Genomic DNA, 19,995 nt, shown 5'->3' on the forward strand with positions numbered 1-19,995 from the left:
CCCAATCAGGAGCAGTCGTTGAGGCTTAGCCGCCGAATACCGGGTTGAACCAAACGCAAGAAAGGCAAAGCTGTCATGGCTCTTTATGAACATGTATTCCTTGCCCGGCAGGATATTTCCGCTCAGCAGGTCGATGCCCTCGTAGAACAGTACAAGGGTGTGATCGAAGCAAACGGCGGCAAGGTCGGGCGTATCGAGAATTGGGGCCTCAAGTCCCTCACCTACCGCATCAAGAAGAACCGTAAGGCGCACTATGCGCTGATGGACATTGATGCCCCGGCTGCTGCGATCCAGGAAATGGAACGCCAGATGCGCATCAGCGAAGACGTCCTTCGCTACATGACCATCGCCGTCGAAAAGCACGAAGAAGGCCCGTCTGCCATGCTGCAGAAGCGCGACCGCGACGACCGCGGCCCGCGTGAAGGCGGCGACCGTGGCCCGCGCCGCGAATTCGGTGACCGTCCGCCGCGCCGTGACGGCGACTTCCAGCGTGGCCCGCGTCCGGATCGCGCCCCCCGCGAAGACCGTGCATAAGGAGATATAAGAATGTCTGAAGCTTCCTCCGCACCGGTCCGCCGCCCGTTCCATCGCCGCCGCAAGACCTGCCCGTTCTCCGGCGCAAACGCTCCGCGGATCGACTACAAGGACGTCCGCCTGCTGCAGCGCTACATTTCCGAGCGCGGCAAGATCGTTCCGTCCCGCATCACGGCCGTTTCCCAGAAGAAGCAGCGCGAACTCGCCCAGGCGATCAAGCGCGCCCGTTTCCTCGGCCTGCTGCCGTACGTCGTCGCCTAATAGAATATGTGACCCCCGGATTTCTGATCCGGGGGTTGCTCCCTTCCGCGATGGGCGCGGATCGGAACTGTTAAAACCCATGTTGAGACGTTTCTGAATTCGATTCAGCAACATCCTCTAACTGCTTGATGAAGCAGGACAGCGACCTTGAAACGACTGGATCTTAAAACGCTGCTGACCGGCGCACTCGCCGGCTTGACCGCTGCCCTGCTGGTGCTGGGCGCGAGCGTGCAGCCGTCGTTTTTCAGTGCGCTCCTCTATACTGCTTCGGCACTGCCGATCCTGCTTGTCGGGCTCGGCTGGGGCAATGTCGCCGCGATTGTGGCCGTCGTCACTGCAGCCGCACTCGGCGCGGTCTTCATCTCGCCCTCCTTCGCGCTGATCATGACGCTGGTGACGCTGCTGCCGGCCGGCTGGCTCAGCCACCTCGCCAATCTCGCCCGCCCCGCATCCGAACTCGGCGGTCCGGACCACCTGCTCGCCTGGTATCCGCTCTCCGATATCCTGCTGCATCTTTGCGGCCTGGTGACGTTCGCCGTCATCGTCATCGGTGTGATGATCGGCTACGGGCCCGAGATCACCGATTCGATCGTCGACCTGCTGATTGCCTCGGTCAAGCAGCAGCAGCCGGAATTCATGCCGGATCCGGCGGCGACCGCGCAGACCAAATCGGTGATCTTGCTGATGCTGCCGGCTTTGCAGGGCGGCATGTGGGTGACGATGCTGTTCGCAGCCTATTATTTCGCGGTGCGCATTGTCGCAGCATCCGGCCGCGGCCTTCGCCCCCGCGAGGACATTCCCTCGTCGCTGCGCATGAACCGCAACTCGATCTTCATCTTCCTGGCCGGGCTTGCCGCCTGCTTCTTCGGCGGCGTTCCGGCGCTGATCGGCGCAACCGTGATCGGCACTTTCGGCGCTGGCTTCATGCTCTCCGGATTCGCCTCGCTGCATTTCCGCACGCGCGGCAAGGACTGGCGTTTGCCGGCCCTCATCCTCTGCTACCTGGCTTCGATGCTCATGCTGCTGCCAGCCCTCCTCATCCTGGTCGTGGGTCTTAGCGATACGCGCAAGGCGATCGCGCTGACCCCGACGAAAGATGCCGATACCCCGAAACAATCCGATACGAAAATCTGAGACACAAGAAAGGAAAAGAAAATGGAAGTCATCCTTCTCGAACGCATCTCCAAGCTCGGCCAGATGGGCGAAACCGTAAAGGTTCGCGACGGCTTTGCCCGTAACTACCTGCTGCCGCTCGGCAAGGCGCTGCGCGCCAACGCCGCCAACAAGACCCGCTTCGAAGCCGAGCGCGCGACACTTGAAGCCCGCAACCTCGAGCGCAAGTCGGAAGCCCAGAAGGTCGCCGACGTTCTCGACGGCAAGTCCTTCATCGTCGTGCGCTCCGCCGGCGAAACCGGCCAGCTCTACGGCTCGGTCGCTGCCCGTGACGTCGTCGAGATTCTCGCCGCCGAAGGCTTCAACATCGGCCGCAACCAGGTGCACCTGAACACGCCGATCAAGGCGATCGGCCTGCACAAGGTCGAGCTGCAGCTGCATGCCGAAGTCGAAATCCATGTCGAGCTGAACGTTGCCCGTTCCGCCGAAGAGGCTGAGCGCCAGGCCAAGGGCGAAGAACTCACCTCGGTCGACGCGATCTACGGCGTCGACGAAGACGCGCTGCGTCCGGAAGATTTCTTCGATCCGGAAGCCGACGGCATCGACGAAGACGAAGCATAAGGTTCGTCGGACACAATCCGCGACAGGAAGCCCGGCCGTTGCGCCGGGCTTTTTCGTTCGTCCGCTTCATGGGAAACAACCGGGGAGACACCTTTTACCGGGGATTTCCTGATGTTTTTGCTGCGTGCCCGATGTCATCGCGTTACCATGTCCATCTCCGGAACGAATGAGCTGAGTCGGCTCCGTGCCGTGTCCTCAGGGTGACACTTCCGGTATTTCTCGCTTGTGTCGCTGAGGACTGTGGAGAAGTCGAACAACGTGCACAGCGTTCGAGATTAAGGCGATGCGGGCCTCCGCTCCTTTGCAGCCCCTTGATTTTCTCCATCCGGAATTGCAAATCCGGAGTTGGAAAAAGACAGAACGGATGATGATGAACGACGCCGCTCGAAAGATTGCAGCCGTTGCTCCCTCGGAGCAGCATTATCGCGAAGCACCCAACAACATCGAAGCTGAGCAGGCGCTTCTGGGTGCCATCCTGATGAACAACGACGCCTATTATCGGGTGTCCGATTTCCTCAAGCCGATCCATCTCTACGAACCGCTGCACCGGAAGATCTTCGAGGTCGCCGGCGACATCATCCGCATGGGCAAGATCGCCAACCCGGTGACGATCAAGACCTTCCTCAAGGCCGACGAGAAGGTCGGCGAGATGACGGTTTCGCAATATCTGGCAAGCCTCGTCAGCAATGCCGTCACCGTCATCAACGCCGAGGATTACGGCCGGGCGATCTATGATCTCGCGCTGCGCCGGGCGCTGATCACCATCGGCGAGGACGTCGTCAACATCGCCTATGACGCGCCGCTCGACATGCCACCGCAGTCGCAAATCGAGGATACCGAACGCCGGCTCTTCGAGCTCGCCGAAAATGGCCGTTACGATGGCGGCTTCCAGTCCTTCAACGATGCCGTGGCGCTCGCCATTGACATGGCGGCCGTCGCCAAGGAACGCGACGGTGGCCTTTCCGGCATTTCCACCGGCATCCATTCGCTTGATGCCAAGATGGGCGGCCTGCAGCGTTCGGACTTGATCATCCTCGCCGGACGCCCCGGCATGGGCAAGACCTCGCTTGCCACCAACATCGCCTACAATATCGCCGCCGCCTACGAGGGCGAAGTGCAGTCGGACGGCAGCATGAAGGCTAAGAATGGCGGCGTCGTCGGCTTCTACTCGCTCGAAATGTCGTCAGAACAGCTCGCCACCCGTATCATCTCCGAACAGACGGAAGTCTCCTCCTCGAAGATCCGCCGCGGCGACATCAACGATGCCGATTTCGAAAAGCTCGTCGCCTGCTCGATGATGATGCAGAAGGTGCCGCTCTATATCGACCAGACCGGCGGCATCTCGATCGCCCAACTTTCGGCGCGCGCGCGCCGTCTCAAGCGTCAGCGCGGCCTCGACGTGCTGGTGGTCGACTACGTGCAGCTGATGACCGGTTCGGGCAAATCGAGCGACAATCGCGTCCAGGAAATCACCCAGATCACCACTGGCCTGAAGGCGCTCGGCAAGGAGCTCAACGTTCCGATCATCGCGCTGTCGCAGCTGTCGCGTCAGGTCGAAAGCCGTGACGACAAGCGGCCGCAGCTTTCCGACCTTCGTGAATCCGGTTCGATCGAGCAGGACGCCGACGTCGTGCTCTTCGTGTTCCGCGAGGAATACTACGTCAAGAACCAGGAGCCGCGCGATCCCCATGATCCGAAATATCCGGAATGGGAAGCGCTGTTCGACAAGGTGAAGGGCACGGCCGACGTCATCATAGCCAAGCAGCGTCACGGCCCGACGGGCACGGTGAAGCTCGCCTTCCAGGCGGAATTCACGCGTTTTGCCGATCTCGCCGATCCCTCCTTCATACAATATGAAGAGCATTGATCACGATGAAGAGCATTGATCACGGTGCGGCTGTCATCCGGCCTCGGCCTTTCCCTCGACAGGGTTGAGCTTTAGACTGGCCGGAGAATCCTTCTCCGGCCTCTTTTTCGACGGGGATCATGAGCGAATTTCTGGACGCCTCAGACGACGACAATTTTGCCTCGGCGGGTCTGCGGCTGACCGTCGACCTCAGCGCGCTGACGGAAAACTGGCGCGACATGGCGCGCCGTTCGGGCGCCGCGCGCGCCGCAGCCGTTGTCAAGGCCGATGCCTACGGCCTCGGCATCGAGGATACCGGCGAAGCGCTCTACACGGCAGGCGCACGGGATTTCTTCGTCGCGACCGTCGATGAGGGCGTGACACTTCGCCTCTATGCGCCGGATGCGCGCATCTTCGTGCTGGCAGGCATATGGCCGGGCACGGAACGGCGCTTCTTCGACAATGACCTGGTGCCGGTGATTTCCTCCGACGAGCAGTTCGCCTTCTGGATGGCGGTGCTTGCCGATTATGGCGATTACCCTTGCGCGCTGCATGTCGACACCGGCTTCAGCCGGCTAGGGCTGCGTATCGACGATGCGATCGCGCTTGCTGACGACGTGTCACGGCCGGCAAGCTTCGCACCGGTGCTTGTCATGAGCCACCTCGCCTGCGGAGACGATCCCACCCACGTCATGAACCGGCAACAGCTCGAATCATTCCGCAGGGTTACCGCCGCCTATGAAGGCATCGATTCAAGCCTTGCCGCCTCGGCGGGCATCTTTCTCGGCGAGGACTATCACTTCAACCTGACCCGCCCCGGCATCGCGCTCTATGGCGGCGAAGCTGTCTTCGGCATGGCGAACCCGATGCGCCCGGTCGCCACCGCTGAGGCGCGCGTCATCCAGGTGCGCAGCGTCGAAGCCGGTGAGAGCGTCAGCTACGGGCGGGCGCTGGAGTTGCGCCGCGACAGCCGGCTGGCGATCGTCTCGGCCGGTTATGCCGACGGCTATATGCGCAGCCAGTCGAGCGGCGGCGTGCCGCTGCGCCAGGCCGTGCCGCAGGGCGGACATGGCTTCATCGCCGGACACAAGGTTCCGGTCGCCGGCCGGATCACCATGGATCTGACGATCTTCGACGTCACCGATCTGCCTGAAAACGCGGTGCGCGCCGGGGACTATGTCGAGCTGTTCGGAAAGAATATGGCTCTGGACGAGGTGGCACGCGCGGCAGGAACGATCGGATATGAGATTCTGACCAGTATGGGGCTTCGCCACGAACGGCGCTATGTAGCCGAAGAGTAGTGTTTGTCCGTCAGTGGCTGATGAGCGCGAGACGCACGCCGAGCGCTACGAAAAGCGCGCCGAGGCCGCGATCGAGCCACCGCTCGATTTTGCGATTATTTTTAAGGATGTCTGCGAGGCGCCCGCCGAGAAGGACGAGCGGCGGCTCGATGAATGCAGCGACGCCTATGATTAACCCGCCGTGGAGCATCAATTGAGCCCAGGCCGGCCCTGCGCCTTCGACCACGAATTGCGGCAGGAAGGCCAGGAAGAATATCGCGACTTTCGGATTGAGGAGCGACACCAGGACACCCTGCCGGTAGATTTTTCCGACCGGCATTTGTTCGCGCGCTGCCTTCATAAGGCCGTCACCGCCCCCGGCGCGCAAAGCCTGAATGCCTAACCAGACGAGGTAGGCCGCACCAACCCATTTGACGGCGGAAAAGGCGACGGCCGAGGCCGCCAGCACGGCCGAAAGACCCAGTGCCGCCATCAGAACGTGCAAGCAGGCCCCCGACCAGACGCCGAACAGCGCCGAAAAACCGGCGGGTTTCCCGCCTCTCATCGTGTGGCCGAGGATAAAGGCGATGTCGGGGCCTGGCGAGAGGTTGAGCAAAACCGCCGCCGACAGAAATGCAAGCCAGTGCGCAAGCGAATATTCGAACATCTTCTACCGTTCCGGATGAGCAGGAACGAAAAGCATAGGCACGGCAAACGCTGATGGGGAAATCATTAGTTTTGATCCGTCGCGATAGCCATTATCTCAAGCACGACAATGATTCGATGAAGCACGCGTCGGCTTCATCTGGGCAACTCGACCGAAAGAGCGATTGATGGCGAAGGCCAGGACACAGTTCATCTGCCAGAATTGCGGCGCGGTGCACAACCGCTGGGCCGGCAAATGCGACAGTTGCGGAGAGTGGAATACGATTGTCGAAGAAGATCCGATGGGCGGCATCGGTTCCGGCCCCGGCAAGACGCCGAAGAAGGGCCGTCCTGTAACGCTGACGGCGCTTTCGGGCGAGATCGAGGAAGCGCCCCGAATCCACACCGCCATGTCGGAGCTCGACCGGGCGCTCGGCGGCGGTTTTGTGCGCGGCTCGGCGGTGCTGATCGGCGGCGATCCCGGCATCGGCAAATCGACGCTGCTGATGCAGGCGGCCGCGGCCCTTGCGCGGCGCGGCCACAAGATCATCTACGTCTCCGGCGAGGAGGCGGTGGCGCAGGTTCGCCTGAGGGCGCAGCGTCTTGCGGCAGCCGATACCGACGTGATGCTGGCGGCCGAAACCAATGTCGAGGATATTCTGGCGACGCTCGCCGAAGGCAAACGTCCTGACCTCGTCATTATCGATTCCATCCAGACGCTCTGGAGCGAGCTTGCAGAATCCGCACCCGGAACGGTGACGCAGGTGCGCACCGGCGTTCAGTCGATGATCCGTTTCGCCAAGCAGACGGGTGCGGCGATGGTGCTGGTCGGGCATGTGACCAAGGACGGGCAGATCGCCGGGCCGCGCGTCGTCGAGCACATGGTCGATGCGGTGCTCTATTTCGAAGGCGATCGCGGCCATCACTACCGTATCCTGCGCACGGTCAAGAACCGCTTCGGCCCGACCGACGAGATCGGCGTCTTCGAAATGTCCGACAGAGGTTTACGCGAAGTCGCCAATCCGTCCGAACTCTTTCTTGGCGAGCGCAACGAAAAATCACCGGGTGCGGCCGTCTTCGCCGGCATGGAAGGCACGCGGCCCGTGCTCGTCGAGGTGCAGGCGCTTGTGGCGCCGACCTCGCTCGGCACGCCGCGGCGCGCCGTGGTCGGCTGGGATTCGGCCCGGCTTTCGATGATCCTGGCGGTGCTGGAGGCCCATTGCGGCGTCAGGCTCGGCCAGCACGACGTCTATCTCAACGTCGCCGGCGGCTACCGCATCTCCGAACCGGCGGCCGATCTCGCCGTCGCCTCGGCGCTCGTTTCCTCGTTGGCCGGTATTGCCCTTCCCGCCGATTGCGTCTATTTCGGCGAAGTCAGCCTGTCGGGCGCCATCCGACCGGTTGCGCACACCGCCCAGCGCCTCAAGGAAGCCGAGAAGCTGGGCTTTTCGACAGCGCTGCTTCCTTCCGCCTCCGCCGAGTTGCCGAAGGGTTCAGGCGGGCGATGGAACGAGGTCGAAAGCCTGCCGGATCTGGTCGCGCGCATCGCCGGATCGAAGGGAGCGCTGCGTGTGGAAGACGAGGTTTGATCCTTTCATTGCCGGGAACGGTGATGATATAGGAAGCACACGATAAGGCACGACACGGCCGCCAAGCGGCAGTCCTGGAGTTGAATTTACATGCCCATTACGATTTTTGACGGTATTGTCATCGGCGTCGTGCTCTTCTCCGCCGTACTGGCGATGGTCCGCGGCTTCTCCCGCGAGATCCTTTCGATCGCAAGCTGGGGCGGCTCGGCCGCCGCCGCCTACTACCTTTATCCGTACCTGCTGCCTTATGCCAAGAAATACACCGATGACGACCGCATCGCGATCGCCGGTTCGGCCGCGGTCGTCTTCCTGATCGCACTCATCGTCATCTCCTTCATCACCATGAAGATCGCCGATTTCATCATCGACAGCCGCATTGGCGCGCTCGACCGCACGCTCGGCTTCCTGTTCGGCGCGGCGCGCGGCCTGCTGCTGATGGTCGTCGCCGTCGCTTTCTGGAACTGGCTCGTCGATGTCGACCACCGCCCGGCCTGGGTCAATGACGCCAAGTCGAAACCCTTCCTGGACTCGATGGTCGTGAAGCTGAAGGCCGTCCTGCCGGAGCAATTTGCCCAGATGATCGAGGCAAGCTTCCGTGATAAGATGCAGTCGCCGGCACAGGGCGGCGAAGGCACCACACCGGCTACCGATCAGGCTCCGGCGGAAGACGTGCCTGCAGGCGGCACACAGCAGCCGACGAATTGATACAGTGTTCAAGACCTTGACCCGCCGTTCGGCAATTGCCATTTGAGCGGGACGTGAAATAAGGGTCCGGCCGGGCATTCAGCTCCGCCGGACCTCAGCCGTTTCAGAGCCGACGAGCGGGCTTTGAAAGCGGATGTCGTTCAGCATGACGTTATCGGATCAGTTTCCGATATATGATACTGGAAATGCCGATCCATTCTTGTGAGAGCAGAGGCCCGCAGAAATGAACCAGTCCCATTCCTTCCCGACCGACGATCCGCTCGACGGAGATACACTGCATGAGGAATGCGGCGTTTTCGGAATTCTGGGACATCCTGATGCCGCCGCACTCACGGCTCTCGGCCTGCATGCCCTGCAGCATCGCGGACAAGAAGCGGCCGGCATCGTCTCCTTCGACGGCAAGCGCTTCTACCAGGAGCGCCATATGGGTCTCGTCGGCGACCACTATACCAATCCGATGACGCTCGCCCGCCTGCCCGGCAGCATATCGATCGGCCATACCCGTTACTCCACAACAGGCGAAGTGGCCATGCGCAACGTGCAGCCGCTCTTTGCCGAACTGGAAGAAGGCGGTATCGCCGTTGCCCATAACGGCAATTTCACCAATGGCCTGACGCTGCGCCGCCAGATCATCGCCACCGGCGCCATCTGTCAGTCGACCTCCGATACGGAAGTCGTGCTGCATCTCATCGCCCGCTCCCGTCACGCGTCCACCTCCGACCGTTTCATCGATGCGATCCGCCAGATGGAAGGCGGCTATTCCATGCTCGCCATGACGCGCACCAAGCTGATCGCCGCGCGCGATCCGACCGGTATCCGTCCGCTTGTCATGGGCGAACTGGACGGCAAGCCAATCTTCTGCTCGGAAACCTGCGCGCTCGACATTATCGGCGCGAAGTTCATCCGCGATGTCGAAAACGGCGAAGTCATCATTTGCGAAATCCAGCCCGACGGCTCGATCAGCATCGATGCCCGCAAGCCCGGAAAGCAACAGCCGGAGCGCCTCTGCCTGTTCGAATATGTCTATTTCGCCCGGCCGGATTCGGTCGTCGGCGGCCGAAACGTCTATACGACACGCAAGAATATGGGCATGAACCTCGCCAAGGAAGCGCCGGTCGCGGCCGAGGTGGTCGTTCCGGTGCCGGACGGCGGCACACCTGCGGCGCTCGGTTATGCGCAGGAAAGCGGCATTCCCTTCGAATACGGCATCATCCGCAACCATTATGTCGGCCGCACCTTCATCGAGCCGACGCAGCAGATTCGCGCCTTCGGCGTGAAGCTGAAGCACTCCGCCAACCGCGCGATGATCGAAGGCAAGCGTGTCGTGCTGGTCGACGACTCCATCGTGCGCGGCACGACGTCTCTCAAGATCGTGCAGATGATCCGCGAAGCCGGCGCGCGCGAAGTTCATCTCCGCGTCGCAAGCCCGATGATCTTCTTCCCGGATTTCTACGGCATAGACACGCCCGATGCCGACAAGCTGCTCGCCAACCAGTATGCCGATGTCGAAGCCATGGCCAAATATATCGGCGCGGATTCGCTCGCCTTCCTGTCGATCGACGGGCTTTATCGCGCCGTCGGCGGCGAAGACCGCAATCCGGCCCGCCCGCAATTCACCGACCACTATTTCACCGGTGACTACCCGACCCGTCTGCTCGACAAGAACGGCGAGTCCATGGGCAACAAGCTTTCGATGCTTGCCAGCAACGGCTGAGCCGCTTGCCACTTTGACTTTCGCTTCCGAGGGGCCTAATGCGCCCCTCACCTTCGCAAGCCAATCCGGAACCGGACAGATGAACATCAATCTTGAGGGCAAGATCGCACTCGTCACCGGTGCGTCGCGCGGCATCGGCTATTTCACGGCGCTGGAACTTGCCAAAGCCGGCGCCCATGTCATTGCCTGCGCCCGCACAGTCGGCGGGCTCGAGGATCTCGACGATGCGATCAAGGCGGCCGGCGGCAGTGCGACGTTGGTGCCCTTCGATCTCGCCGATATGAACGCGATCGATGCGCTCGGCGGCTCGATCTTCGAGCGCTGGGGCAGGCTCGACATCCTCGTCGCAAATGCCGGCGTGCTCGGCGTCATCTCGCCGATCGGCCACATCGAGGCGAAGGTGTTCGAAAAGGTGATGACCATCAACGTGACGGCGACATGGCGGCTGATCCGCTCGGTCGATCCGCTGCTCGCCCGCTCGGATGCCGGCCGCGCCATCATCCTGTCGTCGGGGGCCGCGCACAGATGCCGCCCCTTCTGGAGCGCCTACTCCGCATCAAAAGCTGCTGTGGAGGCGCTCGCCCGCACCTGGGCCGGCGAGACACAGTCGACGCCGCTGCGCATCACCAGCGTCGATCCGGGCGCCACCCGCACCGCGATGCGGGCGCAGGCCGTGCCGGGCGAAGATCCGCAGACGCTGCCGCACCCTTCCGAGGTCGCCAAGGCGATCCTGCCGCTGCTCGGCCCCGGCGTGACTGAGACGGGTAAACTCTTCATCGTGCGCGAGAACAAGCTCGCCGATTATCGGCTGCCGGAGTAGATCGACGCCTCAATTCGATGCAACGGCCGGAAACAGGTGAGCGAAGCCGGTTTCCGACGGGCAGAGCGCATTGAGATCTACCGCTCCCTGAACGCCGTTCACTGTGCCCTTGTCGGCAAACTGCCAGATCGACCAGCGGCCGCAGCCTTCCGGTGTCGGCTCCTTGAAATACGCTTCGCAGCCAAAGGTAATGTTCGGGGAAGCGGGCCTCATTGCCTTTCAAATAGTGATCGAAGAATTCCTGGGTGACGTAAAAGATCGGCCTTTCCGGAAAGGTGGCTTTCAGCTCGGTGAAGAAGGCATTCACCTCCCTCGCCATTTCCTCGAGCGTCGGGACCTTGTTGCAATTGCCGACAAACTCCAGATCGACCGCGATCGGCAATGTTCCCGGCGTCTTCGGCACGGTCGCCAGGACATTCTGCGCCTGATCCTTGCCCGGGCGGCAGAAAGTGAAGAAATGATAGGCGCCCCTGACCACTCCGGCATCGCCGGCACGCTGCCAGTTCTCCGCGAACCTCGAATCCCGGTGGTCGCCGCCTTCGGTCGCCTTCATGATCGCAAAGCGCACGTTCGGCTGCGTGGCCACCGTCTTCCAATCGATGTCGCCCTGATGATGGCTGACATCGATGCCCTGGATCGGATACCGCGACAGGGATGGATTGTTGAAGCGAAGCATGCCGAAATCGTATGCTAAATATGCAGCGGATGCGACCACCAGAATTGCGGCCGCTCCGACACTCCACCGAACCACGCTCCCCACTCATTCCTCCCCTATTTTCAGCTGCCTCTCGACCGGCTACAAGCGATATGTACCGGGAAAATGGCGGACGCGCCGAGCCGCCGGATCGTTCCTCGCCCCTCTTGACCAAACGTCATTCCCGCGCCATAAAACGCGGCATGAAAACGGTTATCTGCATTATCTGCGGAAAGATTATTCGCTAGCGCACGCGCTGGCCCGGCCGTTTTCGTCTCCCCAATAGTCAAGATGCGAAACGCCCTGGCCTGCGGGTCGCAATATTTTTCTGATAGTGCATTGGGAGAGTGAAATGGACCGCACGCCGGAACTGAAGCTGTACAACACGCTGACGCGGGAAAAGTCGGTCTTTGCGCCGATCGACCCGGACAATGTCCGCATGTATGTCTGCGGCCCGACGGTCTATGATTTCGCCCATATCGGCAATGCCCGGCCGGCTATCGTCTTCGACGTGCTGTTCCGGCTGCTGCGCCATGTCTATGGCGAAGATCACGTCACCTATGCCCGCAACATCACCGATGTCGACGACAAGATCAATGCGCGGGCGTTGCGCGATCATCCTGGCTTGCCGCTCAACGAAGCAATCCGAGCGGTGACCGAAACGACCGAGACGCAATATCACTCCGATGTCGCCGAACTCGGCTGCCTGGTGCCGAATGTCGAGCCACGCGCCACCGACAATATCGCGGAGATGATCGAGATCATCGTGAAGCTGATTGGCAACGGGCATGCCTATGTAGCGGCAGGCGAAGTGCTGTTCGACACGAGGTCCATGGCGGATTACGGCCAGCTGTCGAAACGTCCGCTCGACGAGCAGCAGGCCGGCGCCCGCGTCGCGGTCGAGGCGCACAAGAAGAACCCCGGTGATTTCGTGCTGTGGAAACTGTCGAGCCATAACGAGCCCGGCTGGGACAGCCCCTGGGGCCGCGGCCGGCCAGGCTGGCACATCGAGTGCTCGGCGATGAGCCGGCGTTATCTCGGCGATATCTTTGATATTCACGGCGGCGGGCTGGATCTGATCTTCCCGCATCATGAAAACGAGATCGCCCAGTCGCGCTGCGCTCACGGCACCGAGGTGATGGCGAATGTCTGGATGCATAACGGCTTCGTGCAGGTCGAAGGCCGCAAGATGTCGAAATCCGAAGGTAATTTCGTCACCATCCACGATTTGCTGCACACGGAAACCTTCGGCGGGCGGAAATGGCCGGGCGCGGTGTTGCGCCTTGCCATGCTGATGACGCATTACCGCGAGCCGATCGATTTCTCGATCAAGCGGCTGGAGGAAGCCGAACGGCTGCTCGCCAAGTGGCCGGCGACGGAAGCCGGCGACGCCAAGCCGGACGAGGCTGTGCTGAACGCGCTGGCTGACGACCTCAATACCGTCGCGGCGGTGCAGGCCCTGCATGCGCTGGCGCAGGCCGCCCATACCGATGCTGCCGCCGGCGCCCGGTTTGCCGCAACGGCTGCCCTCCTCGGGGTGCTGCCGAAGAAGACCGAAATTGACGAAGCCGTCGCCGCCGCGGTCGATGCGCTGGTCGCCATGCGTCTCGAAATGCTGAAGGCGAAGAATTTTGCTGAGGGCGACAAGATCCGCGACGAGCTGACGGCGAAGGGCATTCAGCTGAAGGACGGCAAGGACCCGGTGACGGGCGAGCGGGTGACGACGTGGGAGGTGAAGCGGTGAGAGTGGTGCCTGGCCGTAAGACCCCTCCCCAATCCCTCCCCACAAGGGGGAGGGGCTACGCCGGCACACCAGACGGAAACGAAGACGACGCCACGAGAGAGCCCTCCCCCTTGAAGGGAGGGGTTTTCTTTTTCTCCTCGACGTCGCTGCGGGAGAACCTGCCATGACCATCTATACCGGCGGCTGCCAGTGCGGAGCGATCCGCTTCCGTGTCAGCGGCGAACTCAAGGATTCGTCGATTTGTCATTGCCGCATGTGCCAGAAGGCGTTCGGGGCTTATTATGCGCCGCTCGTCTCGGTGCGCGGCGCCGAGTTCGAGTGGACACGGGGGAAGCGGAAAAAGTTCCGCTCTTCCAATTTCGTCGAGCGCGGCTTCTGTGGGGACTGCGGCACGCCGCTGACCTATGAAGCGCCAGACGGAATGGCGATTGCGGCGGGCGCCTTCGACGATCCGTCGTCCGTGCCGCCGACTATTCAATGGGGCGTGGAAGGCAAGATCGGCTTCGTCGATCACCTGCACGAACTGCCGGGAGAGCGGACCGAGGCCGATCCGACGGCAGGCTCCTTCCTGCACGAACTCGCTTCCTATCAACATCCCGACCATGACACGCAGGTCTGGCCACCGGAGGATCGCGCTTGAGCGAAACTACGAAGCAGACCGGCGGATGCCAATGTGGCGCGGTTCGTTATCGCGCCCGTGGCGAACTCGGCTATCCCCATATCTGCCACTGCCGCATGTGCCAGAAGGCGGCCGGCAACTATTTCCTGCCGCTTGCGGCCGCCATGCGCGAGGACTTCAAGCTGACGCGCGGCGCACCGAAATGGTTCCGATCCTCGGACCTAGTGCGGCGCGGTTTCTGCGGCGACTGCGGCACGCCGCTGTTTTACGACATCCCGGGCGCTGACTTCATCAATATCACGCTCGGCTCGCTTGATGAGCCCGATGCGGTCAAGCCCGTGATGCAATCGAGCACCGGCCGCAAGATGTCCTGGTTTCACGTGATCGACAATCTGCCGGTGGAGCCGCAGCCTGAAACGCCCGACCGCGAGAACGCGATCGCTGCAAGCAATCATCAGCACCCGGATCACGACACTGAAAGCTGGCCACTCGGAGAACGCCCATGACGGACAGGATAAGAACAGGCGGATGCCAGTGCGGCGCCGTGCGCTTCCGCATCTCAGGCAAGCTGGGGCGACCCTCGATCTGCCATTGCCGCATGTGCCAGAAGCAGTTCGGCGGCTTCTTTTCCGCGCTGGTCACGGCACCCGAAGAAGGAATGGAGTGGACGCGCGGCGAGCCGAGCTACTTTCAGTCCTCCGTTAATATCGCCCGCGGCTTCTGCAGCAATTGCGGCACGCCGATGACCTATCGTCATCCTGGTGGCCTGGAGCTTGCGATCGGCACGTTCGACGACCGCGGTGATCTCGCGCCGCAGATCCAGGTCAATTACGACGCCCGCCTGCCCTGGGTCGAGACGATCTTCGAGGCGCCGGTGCTGAAAGACCCGGATTTTTATGCCCGACAGGAGGCGATCATCTCCTTTCAGCATCCCGATCACGACACCCAAGTCTGGCCCGGAAAAGGCGTGAAGATATGACCGAAATCCTGCGCACTCTCTATCCCGAAATCGAAGCCTATGAATCCGGCCATCTCGATGTCGGCGACGGCCATGTCATCTATTGGGAGCGGTCGGGAACACCCGGCGCCAAGCCCGCCGTCTTCCTGCATGGCGGCCCGGGCGGGGGCTTCTCGCCGGCCCACCGCCGGCTGTTTGATCCGGCCCTCTACGACGTCATGCTGTTCGACCAGCGCGGCTGCGGCCGGTCGACGCCGCATGCCGAGCTGAATGCCAACACGACCTGGGACCTCGTCGCCGATATCGAGCGGCTGCGCGAGATGGCCGGCGTCGAGACCTGGCAGGTATTCGGCGGCTCCTGGGGATCGACGCTGGCGCTCGCCTATGCCGAAAAGCATCCGGAGCACGTCTCCGAGCTCATCCTGCGCGGCATCTATACGCTGACCAAAGCCGAACTCGACTGGTACTATCAGTTCGGCGTCTCGGAGATGTTCCCGGAAAAATGGGAGCGCTTCATCGCTCCGATCCCGCCGGAAGAGCGGCATGAGATGATGCATGCCTACCATCGCCGCCTGACGCATCCGGACAGAAACGTGCGCCTTTCGGCCGCGCAGGCCTGGAGCATCTGGGAAGGCGAAACGATCACGCTGCTGCCGGAACGTTCGACAAGCGGCAAATTCGAGGAGCCGGAATTCGCCTATGCCTTCGCCCGCATCGAGAACCACTTCTTCGTCAATGCCGGCTGGATGGACGAGGGACAGCTGATCCGCGACGCCGACAGGCTCAAAGATATTCCCGGCGTCATCGTGCATGGCCGCTACGACATGCCCTGCCCGGCCAAATATGCCTGGCTGCTGCACAAGGCCTGGCCGAAGGCGGAGTTCCACCTGATCGAAGGTGCCGGCCATGCCTATTCGGAACCCGGAATTCTCGATCGGCTGATCCGGGCGACTGACAAGTTCGCCGGGAAGTTGGATTGATGCGACACGCCGTGGCAATCCCCCTCTGCCCTGCCGGGCATCTTTCTCCTTATGGGCAGGGCCGAGGGGGAAAGCCCGGCATAAAAACAGTCAATGCCTGGGAGGCATTTTGGTGACCAAGGAAAAAATCTACCTCTTCGACACGACGCTCCGGGACGGGCAGCAGACGCCCGGCATCGATTTTTCCGTCGAGGACAAGATTGCGATCGCCGCCATGCTGGATGAGTTCGGCCTCGATTATATCGAGGGCGGTTATCCCGGCGCCAATCCGACCGACACCGCCTTTTTCGGCGAGAAGCGCACCAGCCAGGCGACCTTCGTCGCCTTCGGCATGACGAAGCGGGCGGGCGTTTCGGTCTCCAACGATCCGGGCCTTGCCGGGCTGCTGCAGGCGAAATCCGACGCCATCTGTTTCGTCGCCAAGAGCTGGGATTACCATGTCGCGGTGGCGCTCGGTTGCACCAATGAGGAAAACCTCGAAAGCATCGCCGAAAGCGTCAAGGCGGCGGTCGGCGCCGGCAAGGAGGCGATCGTCGATTGCGAGCACTTCTTCGATGGTTTCAAGGCCAATCCGGCCTATGCGCTCGCCTGCGCCAAGACCGCCTATGAGGGCGGCGCCCGCTGGGTCGTGCTCTGCGACACCAATGGCGGCACGCAGCCGCCGGAAATCCGTGCCATCGTCGAGGCGGTGATCGCAGCCGGCGTTCCCGGCCGCTATCTTGGTATCCATGCCCATAACGACACCGGCCAGGCCGTCGCCAATTCACTGGCAGCGGTCGAAGCCGGCGTCCGGCAGATCCAGGGCACGCTGAACGGCATCGGCGAACGCTGCGGCAATGCCAATCTGGTGACGCTGATCCCGACGCTGGCGCTGAAGAGTGCCTACAACACACGGTTCGAAACGGCGATCGACGAGGAGCGGCTGCTCAACCTCACCCGGCTGTCGCATGCCTTCGACGAGCTGCTCAACCGCTCGCCCGACCACCAGATGCCCTATGTCGGCGCTTCCGCCTTCGCCACCAAGGCCGGCATCCACGCATCGGCGCTGCTGAAGGACCCGAAGACCTATGAACATGTGCCGCCGGAAAGCGTCGGCAACTTCCGAAAGGTCATGGTCTCCGACCAGGGCGGCAAGGCGAACTTCATCAATGCGCTGAAGCGGCGCGGCATCACCGTTGCCAAGGACGATCCGAAGCTCGATCTCTTGATCTCGATCGTCAAGGAACGGGAATCCATCGGCTACGCCTATGAGGGCGCCGATGCGAGCTTCGAGCTCTTGGCGCATCGCACGCTCGGCACCATCCCGGAATTCTTCACCATCGAAGGCTTCCGGGTGATGATCGAGCGCCGCTTCGACAGTCTCGGCCGCGTGAAGATCGTCTCGGAGGCGGTGGTCAAGATCACCATCGACGGACAGACGCTGATGTCGGTTGCCGATGCCGAAGGCCCGGTCAACGCGCTCGACCTGGCGCTGCGCAAGGATTTCGGCAAATACCAGCACGAGATCGACGATCTAGTGCTCGCCGATTTCAAGGTGCGTATCCTCAATGGCGGCACGGAGGCGATCACCCGCGTGCTGATCGAATCCACCGACAGCGACGGCGTGCGCTGGTGGACGGTCGGCGTCTCGGAGAACATCATCGACGCCTCGTTCCAGGCGCTGATGGATTCCGTCATCTACAAGCTGATGAAGAACCGCCAGCTGGCGGGCAAGATCGCGGCGGAATAAATCTGTTCCGCCGGTTCTGCGAGGCGGCGGATGCCGTCATCTTCCGCCCATGCCGCGTTTCCGCTTCAAATCCTCTCACTCTTCATTCAACGAAATGAATTGGCCTATTCACGGCGCTTAAGCTAGGCCGGATCAGAAGAAGAACAAAGATGGAAACACGCCGATGTCGACCGATATATCCGTTCCGCTGGCCAAGAACGAAGACAGTCCGCGCGGTTTCGCCTTCGCGCTGACGGCCTATCTGCTCTGGGGCTTCCTGCCCTTCTACATGAAGGCGGTCGCGCATATCTCGCCGGCCGAGGTGATCGCGCATCGCATCATCTGGTCGCTGCCGCTGGCGGGCATCGTGCTGATCGTACTCGGGCGCACTGGGGATATCCGCGCAGCGCTCAGTTCGCCGCGCATGTTGGCGATGGCGGCGCTGACGGCGTCGCTGATCACCATCAACTGGGGCACCTATGTCTGGGCGATCGGCGCCGGCCATTCGCTCGACGCAGCCCTCGGTTATTTCATCAATCCGCTGTTCAGCATCTTCCTCGGCGCAGTGTTCCTCAAGGAAAAGCTGCAGCCGCTGCAGATCGCGGCGATCGCGCTTGCAGCACTTGCCGTCGCCATTCTCGCACTGGACAGCGGCGGCATCCCTTGGGTAGCGCTGACGCTGGCGATCAGCTGGGGTTTTTACGCCCTGCTGCGCAAGACGCTGCCGCTCGGGCCGAACCAGGGTTTCTTCCTCGAAGTGCTGATCCTCAGCGGGCCGGCCCTCCTTTACATCCTCTATCTCGAATTCGGCAGCGGCCAGGGCCACCTCTATCGCACCAGCCTTGCCGACACGATCCTGCTGCTCGGCTGCGGCGTCATCACCGCCGTGCCGCTGATGATCTATGCGAACGGCGCCAAGCTCTTGAAACTCTCGACGATCGGCATCATGCAGTATATCGCGCCGACGATGATCTTCCTGATCGCCGTCTTCGTCTTTCACGAGCCATTCGGCACGGCGCGCATGATCGCCTTCCCGCTGATCTGGGCGGGGCTGTTTCTCTATAGCTGGTCGATGCTGAAGGGAAGCCGAGGGCACTAGATGCGAGCTTTTCCTGGCCACAACCCGAAGCATGTAGTCGGTGATCCGTAACGATCGATCCATCAAAGCAGGAGCGCGTTGGCTCAAAGCCAGGACAGCAGCGCTGTGCGGACAAGGATTCCGGCCAATGCGCTCACGATGGCGATGGCTGCCACCGACCGGAGCGCTGGCACCGAAGCGATAAGGATGGAAAGACCGGGAAGGTCGAGAGGGTTTAGCAGAAATGCCGACCCGCGAATGATTTTCTCAGGCGGAATGCTCAGCTCCTTGTGGACGTCGAGTAACAGCGTGACCGCTGCACTTGATCCTGCCAGGCACTTTGTGAGGAAGAACAGGACATCCTGCTGCGAGGCGCCGAGCAACTGAAGCAAGGGCAGCGCGACGGACGTAAAGGCCGAAAGTGCACCTGTGCTTTGGATAAGCCTGACCATTGCAAGTGAGATCACCAGCACCGGCAAGATTGCAGAAATGACCCGAACGGCATCTACGCCACCGCGGTTGATCGCCGTCAGCAGATCGAGCCTTACGGCGACGGACTCATCCACCTTGTAACAGGAACAGATCTTTCCAGACAGGGAGCGGCGTCCAACCATCCAGCAGGCAAGAGTGGAGGCCACAAGCGCTCCGCAAATACCGTTCACGATGATCAAGCCGGGATCGACACCGAGACTTGCTAGCGGAAAACTGGCATTTGCCGGCGCGGCCGCAAGCACCGCGGCAAAGGCAGCGGCCAGGCATCTCTCCGACGTTCTTTTGTGTGCCATGAGCGACAGGGCCGAGACCGGGGCAGCCGAACTGACGAGGCTGAGCTGGATAACCGCCAAGGCTCCGAAACCGTCCAGACCGAACAATCTGAAGAGCGGATTGGCCTTCCCGCCGATCCATCGCAATGCGCTCATGCCTTCGAGATAGCGCATCAGCGAGAAGGTCACGATCATCAACGGCAGAAAGGTGAATATCGCTATGTCGACGGCACTTCGTCCGGCATCCAGAATGGCGGTGATCAGAATTGTCATGGGAACGAGTGGCTTGATGGCCGCGCCGGACTTGCGGCGGACTTAACGG

General features: G+C 61.8%; 19 protein-coding genes and 1 pseudogene. 17 read left to right on the forward strand and 3 right to left on the reverse strand.

What is annotated here, in order from left to right; all coding sequences use genetic code 11:
• The first annotated feature begins 75 nt into the window (after positions 1-75).
• From rpsF to alr, 6 genes are all read left to right on the forward strand, one after another.
• The gene (gene rpsF, locus PYR71_RS21960; protein WP_004680499.1) at positions 76-534 is read left to right on the forward strand and encodes a 30S ribosomal protein S6; all 459 of its coding nucleotides are present in this window, start codon (positions 76-78) and stop codon (positions 532-534) included.
• Between the two features lie 12 nt (positions 535-546).
• Complete coding sequence (gene rpsR / locus PYR71_RS21965; protein ID WP_004680498.1) at positions 547-795, forward strand: 30S ribosomal protein S18; 249 nt, start codon at positions 547-549, stop codon at positions 793-795.
• Between the two features lie 147 nt (positions 796-942).
• Positions 943-1,929: a DUF2232 domain-containing protein gene (locus PYR71_RS21970; RefSeq protein WP_275620813.1), complete on the forward strand. Its 987-nt coding sequence runs from the start codon at positions 943-945 to the stop codon at positions 1,927-1,929.
• Positions 1,930-1,950: 21 nt separating this feature from the next.
• Positions 1,951-2,529, forward strand: a complete 579-nt coding sequence (gene rplI / locus PYR71_RS21975) for a 50S ribosomal protein L9 (protein ID WP_183915081.1) — start codon at positions 1,951-1,953, stop codon at positions 2,527-2,529.
• Between the two features lie 370 nt (positions 2,530-2,899).
• Complete coding sequence (locus PYR71_RS21980) at positions 2,900-4,396, forward strand: replicative DNA helicase (RefSeq protein ID WP_275620854.1); 1,497 nt, start codon at positions 2,900-2,902, stop codon at positions 4,394-4,396.
• Positions 4,397-4,515: 119 nt separating this feature from the next.
• Positions 4,516-5,676 carry an alanine racemase gene (gene alr / locus PYR71_RS21985; RefSeq protein WP_275620814.1) on the forward strand — a complete coding sequence of 387 codons (1,161 nt, stop codon included), beginning with the start codon at positions 4,516-4,518 and terminating at the stop codon, positions 5,674-5,676.
• Between the two features lie 10 nt (positions 5,677-5,686).
• Here alr and PYR71_RS21990 read toward each other — a convergent pair whose 3' ends face one another.
• On the reverse strand, positions 5,687-6,322 hold the full coding sequence (locus PYR71_RS21990; RefSeq protein WP_275620815.1) for a LysE family translocator: 636 nt from the start codon (positions 6,320-6,322) through the stop codon (positions 5,687-5,689).
• A 166-nt stretch (positions 6,323-6,488) separates the two neighbouring features.
• On the opposite strand from PYR71_RS21990, the gene radA reads away from it, so the two are divergent.
• The 4 genes from radA to PYR71_RS22010 all read left to right on the forward strand — a co-directional run bounded on the left by radA (position 6,489) and on the right by PYR71_RS22010 (position 11,128).
• Positions 6,489-7,889: a DNA repair protein RadA gene (gene radA / locus PYR71_RS21995; protein ID WP_183915087.1), complete on the forward strand. Its 1,401-nt coding sequence runs from the start codon at positions 6,489-6,491 to the stop codon at positions 7,887-7,889.
• A 90-nt stretch (positions 7,890-7,979) separates the two neighbouring features.
• On the forward strand, positions 7,980-8,594 hold the full coding sequence (locus tag PYR71_RS22000) for a CvpA family protein (RefSeq protein WP_275620816.1): 615 nt from the start codon (positions 7,980-7,982) through the stop codon (positions 8,592-8,594).
• A 223-nt stretch (positions 8,595-8,817) separates the two neighbouring features.
• On the forward strand, positions 8,818-10,308 hold the full coding sequence (gene purF, locus PYR71_RS22005) for an amidophosphoribosyltransferase (RefSeq protein WP_275620817.1): 1,491 nt from the start codon (positions 8,818-8,820) through the stop codon (positions 10,306-10,308).
• 79 nt (positions 10,309-10,387) lie between these two features.
• Positions 10,388-11,128: an SDR family NAD(P)-dependent oxidoreductase gene (locus PYR71_RS22010; RefSeq protein WP_275620818.1), complete on the forward strand. Its 741-nt coding sequence runs from the start codon at positions 10,388-10,390 to the stop codon at positions 11,126-11,128.
• Positions 11,129-11,137: 9 nt separating this feature from the next.
• Here the strand turns inward: PYR71_RS22010 and PYR71_RS22015 are convergent.
• A pseudogene (locus tag PYR71_RS22015) lies at positions 11,138-11,888 on the reverse strand (glycoside hydrolase family 25 protein).
• 286 nt (positions 11,889-12,174) lie between these two features.
• Here PYR71_RS22015 and cysS point away from each other — a divergent pair.
• From cysS to rarD, 7 genes are all read left to right on the forward strand, one after another.
• Positions 12,175-13,566 carry a cysteine--tRNA ligase gene (cysS, locus tag PYR71_RS22020; RefSeq protein ID WP_275620819.1) on the forward strand — a complete coding sequence of 464 codons (1,392 nt, stop codon included), beginning with the start codon at positions 12,175-12,177 and terminating at the stop codon, positions 13,564-13,566.
• A 163-nt stretch (positions 13,567-13,729) separates the two neighbouring features.
• Positions 13,730-14,206 (forward strand): GFA family protein, encoded by a 477-nt coding sequence (locus PYR71_RS22025; RefSeq protein ID WP_275620820.1) that lies wholly within the window; start codon positions 13,730-13,732, stop codon positions 14,204-14,206.
• Positions 14,203-14,691 carry a GFA family protein gene (locus PYR71_RS22030; RefSeq protein ID WP_275620821.1) on the forward strand — a complete coding sequence of 163 codons (489 nt, stop codon included), beginning with the start codon at positions 14,203-14,205 and terminating at the stop codon, positions 14,689-14,691. Before PYR71_RS22025 ends, PYR71_RS22030 begins: the two co-directional genes overlap by 4 nt.
• A complete protein-coding gene (locus PYR71_RS22035) occupies positions 14,688-15,164 on the forward strand; it encodes a GFA family protein (protein ID WP_183915102.1) in 477 nt (158 codons plus the stop codon). Before PYR71_RS22030 ends, PYR71_RS22035 begins: the two co-directional genes overlap by 4 nt.
• Positions 15,161-16,123: a prolyl aminopeptidase gene (gene pip, locus PYR71_RS22040; RefSeq protein WP_275620822.1), complete on the forward strand. Its 963-nt coding sequence runs from the start codon at positions 15,161-15,163 to the stop codon at positions 16,121-16,123. The genes PYR71_RS22035 and pip overlap by 4 nt, the downstream gene beginning before the upstream one ends.
• A gap of 112 nt (positions 16,124-16,235) precedes the next feature.
• On the forward strand, positions 16,236-17,852 hold the full coding sequence (cimA, locus tag PYR71_RS22045) for a citramalate synthase (RefSeq protein WP_275620823.1): 1,617 nt from the start codon (positions 16,236-16,238) through the stop codon (positions 17,850-17,852).
• A gap of 163 nt (positions 17,853-18,015) precedes the next feature.
• Positions 18,016-18,930, forward strand: a complete 915-nt coding sequence (gene rarD / locus PYR71_RS22050) for an EamA family transporter RarD (RefSeq protein ID WP_097580283.1) — start codon at positions 18,016-18,018, stop codon at positions 18,928-18,930.
• Positions 18,931-19,013: 83 nt separating this feature from the next.
• Here rarD and PYR71_RS22055 read toward each other — a convergent pair whose 3' ends face one another.
• Entirely contained in the window at positions 19,014-19,946 is a 933-nt protein-coding gene (locus tag PYR71_RS22055) for a hypothetical protein (RefSeq protein ID WP_275620824.1), read from the reverse strand.
• Between the last annotated feature and the right edge of the window lie 49 nt (positions 19,947-19,995).

It is taken from the genome of Rhizobium mulingense (assembly GCF_029194105.1).
In the GTDB taxonomy this organism is placed as follows: Bacteria; Pseudomonadota; Alphaproteobacteria; order Rhizobiales; family Rhizobiaceae; genus Rhizobium; species Rhizobium mulingense.